General features: G+C 59.0%; 11 protein-coding genes and 5 pseudogenes. 1 reads left to right on the plus strand and 15 read right to left on the minus strand.

The features are described 5' to 3' along the window. The 3 genes and pseudogenes from CO667_RS32225 to CO667_RS32235 form a co-directional block, all read right to left on the minus strand. A partial coding sequence (locus tag CO667_RS32225) for an MFS transporter (protein WP_141399547.1) occupies positions 1–161 on the minus strand: 161 nt, incomplete at its 3' end. A gap of 211 nt (positions 162–372) precedes the next feature. Then, positions 373–468, minus strand: a pseudogene (locus tag CO667_RS36085) (integrase catalytic subunit); the annotation flags it as partial. A gap of 343 nt (positions 469–811) precedes the next feature. Next, positions 812–1,790: pseudogene (locus tag CO667_RS32235) on the minus strand (IS30 family transposase). A 1,089-nt stretch (positions 1,791–2,879) separates the two neighbouring features. On the opposite strand from CO667_RS32235, the gene CO667_RS36090 reads away from it, so the two are divergent. Continuing rightward, a complete protein-coding gene (locus CO667_RS36090; protein ID WP_245424655.1) occupies positions 2,880–3,548 on the plus strand; it encodes a GNAT family N-acetyltransferase in 669 nt (222 codons plus the stop codon). On the opposite strand, the pseudogene CO667_RS32245 reads toward CO667_RS36090, so the two are convergent. From CO667_RS32245 to eutB, 12 genes and pseudogenes are all read right to left on the minus strand, one after another. After that, a pseudogene (locus CO667_RS32245) lies at positions 3,496–3,685 on the minus strand (aspartate aminotransferase family protein); the annotation flags it as partial. The gene CO667_RS36090 and the pseudogene CO667_RS32245 overlap by 53 nt on opposite strands. 369 nt (positions 3,686–4,054) lie before the next feature. Then, positions 4,055–5,410 carry a Glu/Leu/Phe/Val dehydrogenase gene (locus CO667_RS32250; protein WP_096772072.1) on the minus strand — a complete coding sequence of 452 codons (1,356 nt, stop codon included), beginning with the start codon at positions 5,408–5,410 and terminating at the stop codon, positions 4,055–4,057. A gap of 147 nt (positions 5,411–5,557) precedes the next feature. Then, complete coding sequence (locus CO667_RS32255) at positions 5,558–6,040, minus strand: UPF0262 family protein (RefSeq protein WP_096772071.1); 483 nt, start codon at positions 6,038–6,040, stop codon at positions 5,558–5,560. Positions 6,041–6,054: 14 nt separating this feature from the next. Next, entirely contained in the window at positions 6,055–7,236 is a 1,182-nt protein-coding gene (locus tag CO667_RS32260; RefSeq protein WP_096772070.1) for an acetyl-CoA C-acetyltransferase, read from the minus strand. A gap of 74 nt (positions 7,237–7,310) precedes the next feature. Then, positions 7,311–7,940: a 3-oxoacid CoA-transferase subunit B gene (locus CO667_RS32265; RefSeq protein ID WP_096772069.1), complete on the minus strand. Its 630-nt coding sequence runs from the start codon at positions 7,938–7,940 to the stop codon at positions 7,311–7,313. Between the two features lie 16 nt (positions 7,941–7,956). Then, the gene (locus CO667_RS32270) at positions 7,957–8,655 is read right to left on the minus strand and encodes a CoA transferase subunit A (protein WP_096772068.1); all 699 of its coding nucleotides are present in this window, start codon (positions 8,653–8,655) and stop codon (positions 7,957–7,959) included. A gap of 107 nt (positions 8,656–8,762) precedes the next feature. Then, on the minus strand, positions 8,763–10,172 hold the full coding sequence (locus CO667_RS32275) for an aldehyde dehydrogenase family protein (protein ID WP_096772067.1): 1,410 nt from the start codon (positions 10,170–10,172) through the stop codon (positions 8,763–8,765). Positions 10,173–10,308: 136 nt separating this feature from the next. Beyond that, the gene (locus tag CO667_RS32280; protein WP_096772066.1) at positions 10,309–11,712 is read right to left on the minus strand and encodes an aspartate aminotransferase family protein; all 1,404 of its coding nucleotides are present in this window, start codon (positions 11,710–11,712) and stop codon (positions 10,309–10,311) included. Between the two features lie 399 nt (positions 11,713–12,111). Next, positions 12,112–13,287 (minus strand): annotated as a pseudogene (locus tag CO667_RS32285) (Xaa-Pro peptidase family protein); the annotation flags it as partial. A 28-nt stretch (positions 13,288–13,315) separates the two neighbouring features. After that, the gene (locus CO667_RS32290) at positions 13,316–14,032 is read right to left on the minus strand and encodes a hypothetical protein (RefSeq protein WP_096772065.1); all 717 of its coding nucleotides are present in this window, start codon (positions 14,030–14,032) and stop codon (positions 13,316–13,318) included. Between the two features lie 187 nt (positions 14,033–14,219). Further along, positions 14,220–15,209 (minus strand): ectoine utilization protein EutC, encoded by a 990-nt coding sequence (gene eutC, locus CO667_RS32295; RefSeq protein WP_096772074.1) that lies wholly within the window; start codon positions 15,207–15,209, stop codon positions 14,220–14,222. A gap of 27 nt (positions 15,210–15,236) precedes the next feature. Beyond that, positions 15,237–16,190, minus strand: a pseudogene (eutB, locus tag CO667_RS32300) (hydroxyectoine utilization dehydratase EutB); the annotation flags it as partial. Between the last annotated feature and the right edge of the window lie 27 nt (positions 16,191–16,217).

Below are 16,217 nucleotides of genomic sequence, written 5' to 3' on the forward strand. Positions count from 1 at the left end.
ACATCCGAGGTGGAAACGGTGGCCATCAGCCAGCTGAGAGCCACCGTCTGCATCAGCCAACCCAGGCTGGAGAGCTGCGACGCGAAGAAAATCGAACGGAACGTCGAATTCTTCAGTGGCGCTAACAGCGCCGAGGATGCTCGCTCTTCAATGGCGTCCATGTCGATCAGTCTCTTTCGGGCGGGTCGGCTTCGGTGAGACCGAGCGGCGTTTGGTCATGGTGGTGGGCGTCCGTCATGCGCGTTACCGCCAGCGTTGTAGAAGCCGCACGCAAGAAGTCGGCCAACTTCGCGTCGACGCAACGCGGCAAGACCGCGAATCGAAATCAATGACAGCAGGCCGTCGTCGAAGCAGGTTGAACGACAGCCGAATGAACCGAGCATCGAAGTCCGCCATGAACGCCGGCGCATAGGCTTTAGCCCCGTCGATCGTGTCGATGCCGCGCAGCCGCAGTTCCTTGACGATCCTGCCGATCCGGCGAACCGCAGATGCAGACGAGCGGTTCTTAACCACCAGCGGTGCAAGCCGTCGATCTGGATGAGTTCACCGAAACAGTCGCGCCAGTAATTTTTGAATGACTTCGAGGCGATGCAATTCTTTCTGCGACATGGTGATCAAACAGGACATCACGCCTCCGAACGCTCCTGGTCTCCACCAGGCTGAAGTCGGCATCCTTGCTCCCAACGTTGACCTTGACCAGCGCATCGAGAGGCGAGACTGTCGCATCTCTAACTGGCCCAACTGTCGCATTACTAAATCGCCGTGGAGAAGCTAACCCAAGTGCATCATGCCAGTTCTGCAGGATAGGGGATCACCTGTCTTCGTGCAAATGCGCCATAAACACCTCGGTCGGTGTCCTGTATCCGAGGCACTTGCGCGGTTGATCGTTGATATGGCGCGTGAGGTGGAGAAGGTCGCGTTGCGACACAACTGCCAGATCTGTGGTGCCTGGCAGGAAGCGTCGAATGCGCTTGTTGGTGTTCTCGACGGTCCCTTTTTGCCAAGGCGCACTTGGGTCGCAAAACCAACTGCACACACCGATCCCTTCTTCCAAAGCCCTGAACCCGGCGAACTCGGTACCGCGATCAAATGTGAAGCTTTGACGCGCGAAGGCCGGTAAAGGAGAAAACGCTTTGATGATCTTGTCCATGATCGGGCGCGAATGCCGGCTCGTTTTCTTGATGGGAACGGTATAGCGGCTCTTGCGCTCCACGAGGGAAGTGACTTGGCATGGCCGAGTGGACGTTCGAAGATGAGGAGGTCGCCCTCCCAATGCCCAAACTGCGATCTTTCTCCAATAAAATCAGTCCGTTGGGATATGCGGTGAGTGGCTGGAAACGCACCGTCGCGCGGCTTCCTGGAGCGCAGTGGGCGACGTTTGCGGCGCGCTTCGGGCAGATAGCGATAGAGGCCTAGCCCATAGCCTTCCTGCTGTAGATGAAGCGATAGATTGTCTCTTTGCAGACGCGAACAAGACTTAGCCCCTCCGACAGCAGGCGTCCGGCAATCTGTTCTGGAGACCAGCGAGCCTCCAACTGGTTGATGATCTCTGTGCGCAAATTCGGGTGACGCCGCAGCTTTCTCAGCCGGCGCCGCCGCTCCTTGGAAGTATCGTCAGCAACCGTGCTGTAGTAACCGTCGTAGTCCGGCAGTTCACGATCGCGAAACGTATTGCGCTTGATCTCGCGGTAAATGGTCGAGCGATGACGGCCAAGCTGACGTGCCATCTGGTCTATCGGAACTTTTGCCGCCACCAAGTGATGCAGGCGTCGGCGATCGGCGAGGGTGATCTGCGTATAGCATCAAGACACGCCAGAATCTCCAAAGTGAAGTCATTGAAAATACTGGCATGTCGCACTTGGAAATAGAATGTATCGCGTGATGTTATAACATTTCATAAGGGTTATTATGGAACTATCCTGCGCGCGTACGGCTTGTTCGACTTAGCAAACGCCTCACGCGTCAAGCGATCAACAGGAGGATAAGGGCACCGGGAATGGGCATTGCAGTGGTTTAGTGAAGGGCTGGACCACCTTGACAAGAGCGTCCGCACGTCGAACGCCGGGCGAGATTTGTCCCGCTTCAACGCCGGCGCTCGGCCCAGCGGAACCCTCACTGGATCCTGACCCGGAACCACGGCACTAGGTGTACATTCCGCCGCCAGCTGACCCATCTCATGTTCGAACAGATCATGACCAGCAAAATGATCGGGTCGATAGCTTGGACTAAATTCCATTCGCTTCACCCTTTCCTCGTCGGACCAAAAGTAGTCGACTAGCATTGATTTGGAACATTGCGCAGAGGGGTCGGCAAATATCGTCGCAGAACCGTAAGGCGCCCAACTGGCTTCCAGACCTATGGCGGCTCCTTGAATTCGTCGCTCTGGTGTGACCTTGCAGCCAATGTGTGGAACCAATCTAAAGAATCAAGCGACGGCTCTCGGCGCTTGGACCAGTGCAAGTTGGCCGGAAAGAAACAAACAATTGTCTGCAATCATTCAATGGCTTAAGAGCGTGCGCGGTATTATAGAGGACATCGCCGTGTCTCGGCCTCGAGAAACCCGACAGTTCGTTGATTGGCTCTTTCAGAGGAAACAACCGGACCTGACGCTGCTGGGGGAAGTGGATTCCACGCGCTGTTCAGTCGTTTCAGCGTCGTTCGAAGAGAGGCATTCGACATCGCGGTTTCAGAGCCATGGTTGGTGGTTCCCGTTGGCACGGTACATGCATTGACATCCGCTGATACGTCTGCGTCACCTTCAGGAGAAAGAGTCTCATGCTCAAGCTCACAGAGGATATCGTCACATTGGGTTGGGTGGTCCTGGTCCGAGAGACACAACAGCGCGCTGGCAGTCTGCCCCGCGCGGTAGGGCACGCGCAATGCAGGTGACTCTGGAAACCGCGCGACTATATTTGCGCCCGCTAACCACACCATGGGACCTGCTGCGATTTCATGCACTTCATGCCGATCCTTTCGTTGCGAATGCCATATATGACGGCAAGCCTCCGTCCTTTGCAGACACATGTGCCGAGTTCAAGAAGTCCCGTGCCGATTGGGATAGGTATGGAATCGGTCTCTTTGCAGTATTCGAACGCGACAGCGCCAGCCAGGAAGGCCGCTTCCTTGGACAACGCCGCCTAGGTTTTCTGCCGGAAAGCGACGATCTCGAGCTCAGCGCATGCTTTCACCGGGCCGCATCCGGCAATGAATATGCTCCAGAAGCGGGATGTGCCATCCTTGATTTTGCCTTCACGACCCTGGCAGCACCGCGAGTCCTGTGCTTTGTTCGGCCTGAGAACCAGCGTTCCTTGCGTTCAGTTGGAAAGATGGGATTCCGGCAGATCGGTGATAGGTGGTTTGGCGACCAACTGACGCGCTGCTTCGAGGTAAGGCAACAAGACCTGAATGGAATAATCGCAGCAAATCCAAGCTTTGCGCCGGTTCGCTACCTTATTCAAAAGCCGGCGATGACGGATTCTGTAGGCCAGGCGATTAGGCCCGACGCGCAATCGCTTCCGCGACCTCGATGCGCCCGTAGCCAACGTTGAAGCAGTAGAGACCCGCGAAGTCGTCGATCAGCTGGTTGCCGCGGGCGTCCTCGATGCGGATCATCCCCTTACCCGCTCCACGATCGTCGGCTCACCAAGTTGCCCGTTGCGAAATCTTTGAGATGCGTAAAAGGATGAGAGCCATGTTACGGTGCTGCCAGGCAGAGTGCGGGTTTCGCGCGGCTCGCTGTAAAACGGTGGCCGACCGTCATACCTACACACCCGACTGCGTCTTCAATTTGTTCTGTCCTGAAGATTAAGATGTAGCTGGAACCATTTGGCAGCATTGACCGACCCATACATGCCCCTGCAATATCTTGCGCAATGACGCCGCATTTTTCGTGACCGACCCCTGTTGGTACCCAGCTTCGGAATTTCCGCGATCATCCAAACCTCTGCCATCTGCGACAAGAATGCGGCCCTTCGATCCGTGGTGCATGGGCGATGCCGCCCGGTTTCGACAGGAGGGCTTAAGCGCACCTGCGGCGCCAATTATCGAATCGTGATCAGATCCCGATCGCTTCATAGGCATCCGCGATTTGTCGGATTGACGCGACATAGGCAGCGGTTCGATAATTTCCGAGTTCCGGTTGCTGTTCGATGAGATCGGCGATGCGACCCCAAGTGCTGCGCATGACGTCTTCCAGTCCGGAACGAACGAGATCGATTTCTGCGCCACCTTCAAGGAACTCGCCGCGGATGTCGGCTGGAAATTCCTTGCCGGTCATGCGTTCCAGCGCCGCGGCAATCGTTTGGTTACGCCGCTCGCGCCGGCGCCGTTCCATCAGCCCGAAGGGAATATGCGTCAGGTTCTTCACCCACTCGAAGTAGCTGACGACGACGCCGCCGGCATTCACGTAAAGATCGGGTAGAATAATGATCCCGCGGGTGCGCAGTGCTCTGTCGGCCTCGAAAGATACCGGTCCGTTGGCCGCTTCGACCACGAGACGCGCCTTGATGCACTCCGCGTTGCCCGCATGGATCGCATTTTCCATCGCCGCCGGAATGAGGATGTCGCATGGCTGCTCGATGCCCTTGATATCGCAGGGAAATGAGGTGGCGCCCTCGAAACCGAGGATGCTGCCGGTTTTGTTCTGATGTTGCTTCAGCGCCTCGATCGCCAGGCCGTCGGCATTGGCGACATAGCCGTCCCGTTCAGCGACGACGGTTATCCGAGCACCATTCTCTTCGGAGAGGAACCTTGCCGCATGGTAGCCGACATTGCCGAAGCCCTGAACGATGACGGCGGCACCCTTCAGATCACGCTTGCCGCTCAATCCGGCGGTGCGCGGATCCTGGAGATAGCTCTGGATGGCGAATTGGACACCTCGACCGGTTGCTTCGGTGCGACCGGCGATACCTCCCTTCGACAGCGGCTTGCCGGTCACGCAGGCGCGGGCATTGATCACATCAGTTGGATTGGCGCGGCGAAACTCGTCCATCATCCAGGCCATCTCCCGCTCGCCCGTACCAATGTCGGGAGCTGGGACGTTGACGCCGGGGCCGATCAGGCCGCGTTTGTTGAGTTCCTGCGTGAAGCGGCGGGTGATGCGCTCGAGCTCCTGCGGCGTCCATTCGCGCGGATCGATCTTCAGCGCGCCCTTCGAGCCGCCGAACGGCACATCAACCAGCGAGCATTTAAGCGTCATCAGCGCTGCCAGCGCTTCGACCTCTTCAGCGTCGGCGTTCGACGCGTAGCGGATGCCACCCTTCACCGGCTCACAGTGCTCGCTGTGGACCGATCGCCACCCGACGAAGCTGTACATGCGGCCGCGCAGGCGAACGCCGAACCGGACAGTATAGGTCGAGTTGCACTGCATGATCCGCTCCGACAGGCCTTCCGGCAGATCGAGGAAGGTCATCGCATGACGGAAGTTCTGATCAACGCTATCCAGGAAGCCCGCAGAGCTGGTCTCTCCGAGCTGTACATTGCGTTGTGGTATTGCGTTCACTTGGCGTTCCTCCTAGCTGGGAAAGTCTCGGCCGCGGCTGTTTCAACTGCACAAAATTCATCGGTCGGCATTGCGAACGAGCAGGACGTAGATCAGCGTGAACAGGCGTCGGGCGGTGTCGTTGTCGATCTTCAGTTTCGCTGACAGCCGGCTTTTCAGCAATTCCGCGGCCTCATTATGAACGCCTCGCCGGCCCATATCGATTGCCTCAAGGCGCTCAGGCCCAGAGTGGCGAACAGCGTCGTAATAACTCTCACAGATGCGGGTGTAGTCTTTCAGCAAGCGGCGAAAGGGCGTGAGCGACAAGTAGTGACTGACAACATGCTCGCCCTGATCAACAGCAACATGCAATGCCAGGCGCCCATCTACCGCTTCGATCCTGAGGCGATAAGGTCCGCCGTCGTGACCGACTGGAATGAATGTATTGGATTCTAGAAGGTCGATGACCGCGATGGCTTGCTCACGCTCCATGCTCGCGTGCTGGCCAGCGAACGAGCGGTCGATCGATACGTCGCAGAGACGGTACTTGGCGAAGGCCATAGCCTGCTCTCCCCTCACATCGCTTCCACACACATAGCGACACCCATGCCGCCGCCGATGCAAAGCGTCGCCAGGCCCTTCCTGGCGCCGCGGCGCTTCATTTCGAAGAGCAGCGTGTTGAGGACGCGGGCACCGGAAGCCCCGATCGGATGACCGATGGCGATCGCGCCGCCGTTGACGTTGACGATCGACGGATCCCAGCCGAGGTCCTTGTTGACCGCGCAAGCCTGCGCCGCGAAGGCCTCGTTGGCCTCGACCAGTTCGACATCGGCGATTGCCCAGCCGACTTTCGCCAGCGCCTTGCGCGATGCCGGGATCGGGCCGGTGCCCATGACCTGCGGATCGACGCCGGCTGTTGCCCAGGACACGATACGGGCCAACGGCTGGATGCCACGCGTGGATGCCTGTGCTTCGGTCATCAGCAGGGTCGCGGCCGCGCCGTCGTTGAGACCCGAGGCGTTACCGGCGGTGACGGTGCCCTCCTTGTCGAAGGCCGGGCGGAGCTTGGTCATCTGGTCAAGCGTTGCGCCATGGCGGATATATTCGTCCTGGTCGACTGTGACATCGCCCTTGCGGGTCTTGACGATGAACGGAATGATCTCGTCGGCAAAACGCCCTGCTTTCTGTGCCGCCTCGGCCTTGTTCTGGGATGCCAGCGAGAACTCGTCCTGTTCCTCGCGACTGAGCTGCCACTGCCGGGCGACGTTCTCGGCGGTGATGCCCATGTGGTAACCGTAGAAGGCGTCGGTCAGGCCGTCCTTGATCATGGTGTCGATCATCTTGAAGTCGCCCATCTTCACGCCGCCGCGAAGATGCGAGCAATGCGGCGCCATCGACATCGACTCCATGCCGCCGGCAACAATGATATCCGCATCACCGGTTGCAATCTGCTGCATGCCGAGAGCCACGGCGCGAAGGCCCGAGCCACAGAGCTGGTTCATGCCCCAGGCGGTCTTTTCCTGAGGGACACCCGCCTTCATCGCCGCCTGACGCGCCGGGTTCTGGCCCTCGCCTGCCTGCAGCACCTGGCCGAGGATCACCTCGTCGATCTCGCTCGCCTCGACGCCTGCGCGCTCAAGCACGCCCTTGATGACGGCAGCACCCAGTTCGTGCGCCGGCGTATTGGCGAACGCGCCGTTGAAGGATCCGACCGCGGTACGGCCGGCGCTGGCGATGACGATCGATGGGGTGCTCATGCTGGTCTCCTCTATGGTCCTCGCGAAGCCGGCAAAGACGGCTCCAGCATCTCGGCAATAAGCCGCCGGTCGGCCTAGTTGACGATGGTCGCCTCGGTGGCGCTGCGGATCTCGCCGTCGGTGACGCCCTCGGCAAGCTCGACCAGCTTCAGTCCGCCATCAACGACGTCGAGCACACCAAGATTGGTGATGATCCGATCGACGACGCTTTGTCCGGTCAGCGGCAGGGTGCAGGCCTTCAGCACCTTTGATTCGCCGGCCTTGTTGGTGTGGTCCATGACGACCACCACCCGCTTGACCCCAGCAACGAGATCCATTGCCCCGCCCATGCCCTTGACGAGCTTGCCCGGGATCATCCAGTTGGCGAGGTCACCGTTCTCTGACACCTCCATGGCGCCGAGGATCGCCATGGCGATCTTGCCGCCGCGGATCATCGCGAAGCTCTGCGCTGAATCGAAGAACGCGGAATGCGGCAAGGCCGTAACCGTCTGCTTGCCGGCGTTGATGAGATCGGCATCGATCTCACCCTCTGTCGGAAAAGGTCCGATGCCGAGCAAGCCGTTCTCCGACTGCAACGTCACATGGACACCTTCGGGGATGTAATTGGCGACCAGCGTCGGAATGCCGATGCCGAGGTTGACGTAAGTCCCGTCTTCGAGTTCGCGGGCAGCGCGCGCCGCCATCTGGTTTCTGTCCCAGGCCATGTCTCTTCCCTGCCCTTCAAGCCGCCGCACGCGTCGTGCGCTGTTCGATGCGTTTCTCGTGCTGACCCTGGATCAGGCGATGCACATAGATCCCCGGCACGTGGATGTGATCGGGATCAAGGCTGCCGACCGGCACGATCTCCTCGACTTCGGCGACGCAGATCTTGCCGCAGGTGGCCGCCGGCGGGTTGAAGTTGCGGGCCGTCTTGCGGAAGACGAGATTGCCCGTCGTGTCGGCCTTCCAAGCCTTGACGATCGACAGATCGGCGACGATGCCGGTCTCGAGAACGAAGACCTCTCCGTCAAAGACCTTGAGTTCTTTTCCCTTTGCTACCACCGTGCCGACGCCGGTCTTGGTATAGAAGCCGGCAATACCTGCGCCGCCGGCCCGCATCCGTTCGGCAAGCGTGCCCTGCGGATTGAACTCGAGCTCAAGTTCGCCGCTGAGATACTGCCGCATGAACTCGGCGTTCTCGCCGACATAGGACGAGATCATCTTCTTGATCTGCTTTGTCTTCAGCAGCACGCCGAGACCGAAGTCGTCGACCCCGCAATTGTTGGACGCGATCGTCAGGTCCTTGGTGCCGGCCTCGCGAATCGCGTCGATCAGCAGTTTCGGAATGCCACAAAGGCCGAAGCCGCCCGCGGCAATCAACATGCGGTCGAACAGCAAGCCCTCAAGCGCCGACGTCGGATTGTCGAAAATCTTGTTCATACTCCCCCCGTTAGGTTCGTCTGTTGCGGCGCCGAGGCGCCGCCTGAATTCATTCCTTGGTTCCCGAACACCCGCAGCAGTTTCCCAACCGCTGCGGGCGATCTCGTTCACCCGCGATTGATGCAAACGACCTTCGGCTGGGTCATTTCTTCATAGGCAAAGCGCACGCCCTCTCGCCCCATGGAGCCATATTTGGAACCGCCGAACGGCATGGCATCGAAGCGGTAGTCCGAGGAGTCGTTAATCATCACACCGCCAGCCTCGATCCTGCCTGCGGCGTCCAGTGCGACATTGAGGTTGCTGGTGAAGATGCCGGCGTGCAGACTGTATTCCGGTTCATTCGCGAGTTCGATCGCTTCATCGAGCGTCTGAAAAGGGGCAAGCATGACCACAGGCGCGAACACTTCCTCGTGCCACAGGCGGCAGCTGACCGGCGTGCCTTCCAGCACGGTTGGGTGATAGAGCGACCCCTCGCGTTTGTGACCGCAGAGCAGCTTCGCGCCTGCGGCGATGGCGTCATTGACAGCTGCTTCGGTGCGTTCGGCGACTTCCTTCGAGACCATCGGGCCAACATCCGTGTCTTCCTTCAGCGGATCCCCGGCCTTGAGCTTGTTGGTCGCGGCGACAAAGGCGTCGCGAAAGCGCCCATAGAGTTCAGCCTGGACAAGAACACGCTGGGCGCCGATGCAGTTCTGCCCGGCTGCCCAGAAGGCGCCCGAAACGCAGCCTTCAACCGCCTTGTCGAAGTCGCAGTCATTCATAACGATGACCGGCGCATTGCCGCCCAGTTCCATTGCAAGTTTCTTCAGTCCCGCCTTGCGACTGATGGCTTCTCCCGTAGCAAACCCACCGGTAAAGGAGACCATGCGGACGTCCCGTGCAGAGACAAGGGCCGTCACGATCTCCCTGTCGCCGTGAACGAGGGTGATGATCTCGCGCGGCAAGCCTGCTTCGACCAAGGCGTCAACAAGGTTGATAGAGGAAAACGGCGTCAGGTTCGAGGGTTTCAGCAGTACCGCGTTACCACCGGCAATCGCAGGACCAAGCTTGTGCGCGACTAGGTTCAGAGGGTCGTTATAGGGGGTGATCGCGGTGATGATGCCGAGCGGCTCTCGCGTAAACCAGCCCTGGCGCTGTTCCGACCCCACATAGGCATCGAAAGGCACGATCTCGCCGGCATTGCGTTTTGCCTCTTCGGCAGACAGCTTCAGCGTATTGACGCAACGAAGCACTTCCTTGCGCGCCTGGATGATCGTCTTGCCGGCTTCGCGCACGATGGTCTCAGCGAAAGCGTCACGACGGCTCTCGATAATCTGCGCAGCGCCTTTGAGGATGCTCGCACGCTTGTGTCTTGGCAGCTTGCTGGAAAGCTCAGAGCCGCGACGGGCGCGGGCGAGGAGTTCACCGATTTCGCTTGCATCCGTGGCCTCAACCGTCCCCAGCACAGACCCGTCATAGGGGCTATGGACGGTGATCGGCGCCAAGCTGGTGCTGATATGAAGTTCGGCGGCGGTCATAGGCCGGCTTCCTCTTTACTGGTGCGCATTGCTTTGCGACGGGTAAGTTTCTCGGTCCGGGCAAGGAGAGATCCCTGCCCCATTCTCAATTCCATGAATGCGATGGGTTGCGGTCGGAACCTGCCTACGCCTACCGTCAGATCTTCTGACCGTCGCGGACGAGGTCGTCCATGACCGAGCGCACCGCCTTCTCGGCGATCGAGACGATCTCGTCGATCTCCGCCTTGGTGGTGACGAGCGGCGGTGCAAAGCCGAGGATGTCGCCATGCGGCATGGCGCGGGCGATGAGGCCACGATCGCGGGCAGCCTTGGAGACGCGGGCACCGACCTTCAGGGACGGATCGAAGCGCTTCTTGTTCTCACGATCGCCGACAAACTCGATGGCACCCATCAGACCAACGCCACGCACTTCGCCGACGATCGGCAGCTGTGCGAACTTCTCCTTGAGCTGTGCCTGGAAATAGGCGCCAACCTCGCGGGCGTTGCCCGGCAGGTCTTCCTTCTCGACGATGTCAAGGACCGCGTTGGCAGCTGCCGCACCGATCGGGTGGCCGGAATAGGTGTAGCCGTGCGAGAAGGCGCCGACCTTGTCAGCTCCCTCTTCCATGACCTTATAGACCTTCTCACCGACGATCGACGCCGAAAGCGGGAAATAGGCCGAAGTGAGGCCCTTGGCGACGGTGATCAGGTCGGGTTCGATGCAGTAATGCTGCGAGCCGAACATCGAGCCGGTGCGGCCGAAGCCGGTGACGACTTCGTCGGCGATCAAAAGCACGTCGTGCTTCTTGAGCACCGCCTGGATCGCTTCCCAATAGCCTTCCGGCGGCGGCGTGATACCACCGGTGCCAAGCACCGGCTCGGCGATGAAGGCGCCGACATTGTCCGGCCCGAGCGTCTCGATCATCTCGTCGAGCTCGGCAGCACGGCGGGCTGAGAATTCGTGTTCGGTTTCGCCGGGGTTGGCACCCCAGTAGTGGTGCGGAACACCGGTATGGTCGATCTGCGGCAGCGGCAGATCCATGTGGTCGTGATAGAAACTCATGCCGGTCATAGAGCCGGAGACGACGCTGCAGCCGTGATAGCCGCGTTCACGCGATATAATTTTCTTCTTCGTCGGTTTGCCGCGCAGGTTGTTGTAGTACCAGACGAGCTTTGCCTGGGTCTCGTTGGCGTCCGAGCCCGACATGCCGTAGAACACCTTGCTCATTTTGCCGGGCGCCATCTTCACGAGGCGATCGGAAAGGATCGCAAGCTCTTCGGTCGTGTGTGCAGCGTAGGAATGGTAATAGGCCAGGCGGTAAGCCTGACGCGAGATTGCCTCGGCGACCTCGGTGCGACCGTAACCGACATTGACGCAGTAGAGGCCGGCAAAACCATCGATCAGCTGGTTGCCATGGGCATCCTGGACGCGGATTCCCTTACCCGTCTCGACGATCGTCGGCTCGCCAAGCTTTCCGCTGGCAAAATCCTTCAACTGCGTGAAAGGATGCAGGACCGAGTTGCGATCCTTCTCAGCTATGTTTTTGATGTTGACAGTCATTTTAATTCCTTCCACCGCCGCATCTCGGCTGCGAATTTTGTATCTGTGAACAGGGCCAGATCGAGCAGGAGCACACAACCTCAAGTTTAGGACAGCTTCGCTTGGCCGACCCGCTCCGATGATAGTGCCTTCAAGTGCGAGCTAAACCGCACCATTTCGCTCTGGGGTGGCGCAGGGTTCCTGCAAACTTTTCCGCTTAATGCAGTAGTTCGCTATTCGTGCGGGCTTTGCCGATTTGAATCGTGCCGGTGGGCTTGTGAAGCAACCGTGGTTGTCGAGACAGGAGTGAAAAGACAAAGCGGGGATCGGACCACCGAACCCCGCCTGCATTAGGTGAATCGGATTGCTATCTCCGACAACACATCCTCTTACGAGACACGAGATTTCGCAGTTCGTGGTGTCGATGACCAGCAATTTCCGCGGAACGTTGGACAGGAATTCGGCTTGTCGATCGGTGATCAGGATGCTTTCGGTGATTTCGATGCCCCAATCCCCATACCAAAGACCAGACATGAAATGGAACGTCATTCCCGGCTTCAGTTCCGTCTTGTCACCCTCCCGGAAGCTCGCCGAGCTCTCGCCCCACGCAGTCGGATAGCCCATCCCGATCGGGTAACCTGAGCGACTCGTCTTCTCAAAGCCGTATCGCGCCAACGTTCCGGAATAGGCTCTGGCGATATCCTCGCAGAGGTTACCGGCCACGGCCTTTCGAGCCCCGCCTGCATGCCATCGAGAACAGCCTTTTCCGCGTCCAGTATCTGCTGGGTAGGTCGTCCGAGATAATAGGTGCGCGACAAGGGGCAGTGATAGCGCTTGTGTACGCCGGCAAGCTCGAAGAAAACGCTCTCGTCGGCCCGTATAGGCCGGTCCGTCCAGGTCAGATGCGGGGCGGACGCGTCTGCCCCGGCGCCAAGATTCGGGACGCAGGCCGGATAATCTCCCCAGTAGGCATCGACGCCGCGGGTGCCGATATAAGTGAGTTCGGCAATCACGTCGGATTGCTTTATTCCCAGTCGCAGCAATTCGCCGACACGCTGATGCATGGCTTCGACGATCTTACCATCCGCGCATGTACTCGATTTCTCGTGGGGACTTTACCAAGCGCTGCGAGTTGATCAGTCTGTCGGCATTTTTGAATCTTGCATTCGGGAGCGACGCGGACAGCGCTTCAAAAGATCGGGCCGACAGGCAGGCGCTGTCCTTTTCGACACCGATCGTTGCCGAGCCATGACCCTCGTTTGCAATGATCTGCCCCGGGGCCGACATTGCGTGCAAGGTATCGGACTGGACATATTCGTCACCGTACCATTTGATGCGGTCTTCGCCGATATAGGCCGTCCTGCGGCAACCGTTGGCGTCCATGCGCCGGCCGAACCAGAGCGGATCCTTGTCCTTGGACACCACGACGCATTGAGGCACACAATAGGAGCAGCCATCGTAGCCCGTCAGCCAGCCCATGTTTGCAGGATCGGTTACGACCAATAAGTCGATGCCCGTCTGCTCCATTGCCCCGCGCGCCTTTTCGAGGCGAGTTTTGTATTCAGACAAATCGAACCGTAGCGTTTCGCCGTTCACGTCAGATCCTCCAATTGAAGTCGAAAATTCAAGCGCGGCAGGTTGCTGCGGCGATAGTCAGCCTGCAGAGGTCCGTGATGTCGTAGATGGGCAGCCCGGTCTTTGATCGCAGGGCATTTGCGACGGTGGGAAAGCCTGTGCACTCGAAGAGTATCATTGCGATATCGGGATGGTCCGCGCGAAGTTGCGCGATGCGGTCACCAACTTCCCGTTGAATCTGGTCAACGTCGGTACGGACGAACGGGCGAGCCAAAGCATTGCGCACGTAAACGCCACCTTCGATTCCTCCGACGACCACGCTTTTGCGATCCGCGGGATTTTCGATGCCCAGTAGGTCTTCACTGCAATGTCGAGAGTCGGCGGTCAAAACAGCAAGTTTCTTTTGAGGTGCGAGTTGCCGCAGCAGAGCCGGAATGAGGAGCAGGCTGGAAGTCACAACCGGCACATTGACCGCCGCTGAGATCGCTTGCTGGTGACGGATAAAAAAACCGCAGTCTGCGGTAATCACGCCAGCACCGCGGGCGATCAGCCGCTCGGCGGCGGCTATACAGGCACTCTCGAGCGATGCATCGCCAGGAATGATCACTTCCGCCAGAGCGCCCTCAACCATTTCTGTGATCACGGGTCGGTTGAAAGTCGCCGGGTGGAAGAGCGATCCTTCCCGCGGAGCGAAAGTCGGGCTGTCTGCCGTCAGGCCTTCATCGAGCTCAAGAATTCCGAGAGTAAGGTTGGTTTGCGAAGACATAAAATGAAGCTCCATGGTTAAAACGGCTGTTACCGCTTTGAGAAAAATTCGATTAGCAACTGGCCTCGAGAAATGAGGGGAACGACGAGCCCCTCATCCTGCTTTCTGAAACCAGCGCACCTCCCAAGCCATGCCGAATTTTCTTTCAGTTCTAGCGCCATACTGCGCATCCAGAACCTCCGGTTGATCAATCGATTGTGGTTCCGGCTTTCGCAGCAAGCGCCCTGGCAAAGGCGAAATTGGCAATGGCGGTGTTTTGAATTCCCGTCCCGGTCAGATCGGCAATGGTGATCTGGCTATTGCTGGTGCGACCGGCGATCGCACCAACAACAACCTGGCCGAGCTCGGCAAAAGATTGGTCTTCAGCGACTGCGCCGGCCGCGATAGCGTGATGCAGCTCGCCGAGCCGACGCGTTTGACAGAGGCTGTCCGCGACATAGAGATCGGCGCGGGCAATTGCCTGCGGCTCGACCTCATTCTTGTGTTCGGCATCCGAACCCATGGTCGTGATGTGTTGCCCCGGATCGAGCCATTGCGCCTCAAGGTTCGGATGATCGGCCGGTGTTGTGGTAATGATGACTTGCGCACCGGCGACAGCCTCTTTCCCGCTTTTGCAAGCGGTGACGCTGATACCCAATTGGGCGGACAGTTCTCGCGCCGTCTTTCCGGCCCTGGAGCTGCCGCGCGCCCAAATGCGGGCTTCGCGAATTGGCCGAACCAACATGAGCGCCTGCAGCTGTAGACGCGCCTGCATCCCAGCACCAAACACAGCAGCCACCGACGAGTCTTTGCGGGCGAGGCGCATTGCAGCTACCGCGCCCGCGGCGGCCGTGCGGACATCGGTGAGATAGCCGTTATCGAGCAACCATGCCTGAACCAAGCCCGTCTTGCTGGACAGTAGGATTATCAGGCCATTCGTGCTGGGCAGACCAAGTTCCGGATTGCAGAAAAAGCCGGGGCTGATTTTTATGGCGAAGCCATCTAGGCCGGGGACATAGGCGGTTTTGACGTCGACTTCGCCGCGATGCTCGACAATATCCAGACGAAAAATTGGTGGCATCACCACGCTTTTCGTCGCTAGCGTGCGAAACGCCTCTTCGACGCAACGGACGGCCTCCAGATCCAATGACACCAGCTTTCTCAGCTGGTGTTCCGTTAAGATCGTCGTCGACCTCATGAAGCCCATCCTCAGCCATTCCTCGTCATTGCTGACGATACGTTGATGCAATTTCATATCGATATTGCCGCCCGACAGTACGATCACAACCGGTCCCCGCAGATCGTTGATCTTGTTTGCTAGCAAAGCCGCAATGCCGATCGCTCCCGCACCCTCCACGACTTCGCGCACCTGCGCGTACGCATGTCGAATGCCGGCGGCGATTTCGGATTCGCTCAACAATATGACGTCGTCCAACAGGTCCCGGCACATGGCAAATGTCCATTTGTTGGCGAGCCCGATTCCGCCGCCGAGTGAATCAGCGAGACTTTCGAATTCTTCGACCTGGACAGGGCGCCCCGCATCAAGGCTGGCTTTAATCGCGGCGCCGCGATCCATCGTGAGGCCGATGATTCGCGCAGCCGGCCGAAGGCTCTTCACTGCTGCCGCCACGCCCGAAGCCAACCCTCCGCCCGATAGTGGAATAAGAACAGTAGCTACGTGTGGCAGCGCCTCGACGATTTCCAGTCCGAGGGTACCTTGACCGGCAATGACTGCCGGGTGATCAAACGGAGGAATGAGGCATCGTCCCTCGCCTGCTAATCTCTCGGCTTCTTCCTGAGCGTCATCCTGCGATCGACCGACTATCCGAACCCCAGGCCCAAGCTGCCGAATTTCGGAAACCTTGTTCTCAGGCACCAGATTGGACATGCAGATCGTTGCATTCACGCCGCAAGCGTTCGCCGCGAAGGAAAGTGCGCGCCCGTGATTGCCGGTCGAGGCGGCGACAACTCCCCGTCGCCGCTCTTCTTGAGAAAGCTGGAGAACCGCATTGAAGGCACCGCGCAGCTTGAAACTGCCGGTGGTCTGCCGGTGCTCCAGTTTGAGATAAACCGGAACTCTGGAAAAGCTCGATAACGTAGACGATTGCGTGAGCGGGGTGGTTAGTATGTGATCCTTGATGCGCTTTCGGGCATCTTCGATATCGTTGAGATCGATCATTCGGGTCAGCCTCGGCGCGAAACCAGT

It is taken from the genome of Rhizobium sp. L43 (assembly GCF_002531725.1).
In the GTDB taxonomy this organism is placed as follows: Bacteria; Pseudomonadota; Alphaproteobacteria; order Rhizobiales; family Rhizobiaceae; genus Rhizobium.

Excerpts from the sequence above, each read along its gene's own strand:
- eutC (WP_096772074.1), bottom strand. The coding sequence starts at position 15,209 with ATGAGGTCGACGACGATCTTAACGGAACACCAGCTGAGAAAGCTGGTG.
- CO667_RS32250 (WP_096772072.1), bottom strand. The coding sequence starts at position 5,410 with ATGACCTTCCTCGATCTGCCGGAAGGCCTGTCGGAGCGGATCATGCAG.
- CO667_RS32290 (WP_096772065.1), bottom strand. The coding sequence starts at position 14,032 with ATGTCTTCGCAAACCAACCTTACTCTCGGAATTCTTGAGCTCGATGAA.
- CO667_RS32260 (WP_096772070.1), bottom strand. The coding sequence starts at position 7,236 with ATGAGCACCCCATCGATCGTCATCGCCAGCGCCGGCCGTACCGCGGTC.
- CO667_RS32275 (WP_096772067.1), bottom strand. The coding sequence starts at position 10,172 with ATGACCGCCGCCGAACTTCATATCAGCACCAGCTTGGCGCCGATCACC.
- CO667_RS32255 (WP_096772071.1), bottom strand. The coding sequence starts at position 6,040 with ATGGCCTTCGCCAAGTACCGTCTCTGCGACGTATCGATCGACCGCTCG.
- CO667_RS36090 (WP_245424655.1), top strand. The coding sequence starts at position 2,880 with ATGCAGGTGACTCTGGAAACCGCGCGACTATATTTGCGCCCGCTAACC.
- CO667_RS32265 (WP_096772069.1), bottom strand. The coding sequence starts at position 7,940 with ATGGCCTGGGACAGAAACCAGATGGCGGCGCGCGCTGCCCGCGAACTC.
- CO667_RS32270 (WP_096772068.1), bottom strand. The coding sequence starts at position 8,655 with ATGAACAAGATTTTCGACAATCCGACGTCGGCGCTTGAGGGCTTGCTG.
- CO667_RS32280 (WP_096772066.1), bottom strand. The coding sequence starts at position 11,712 with ATGACTGTCAACATCAAAAACATAGCTGAGAAGGATCGCAACTCGGTC.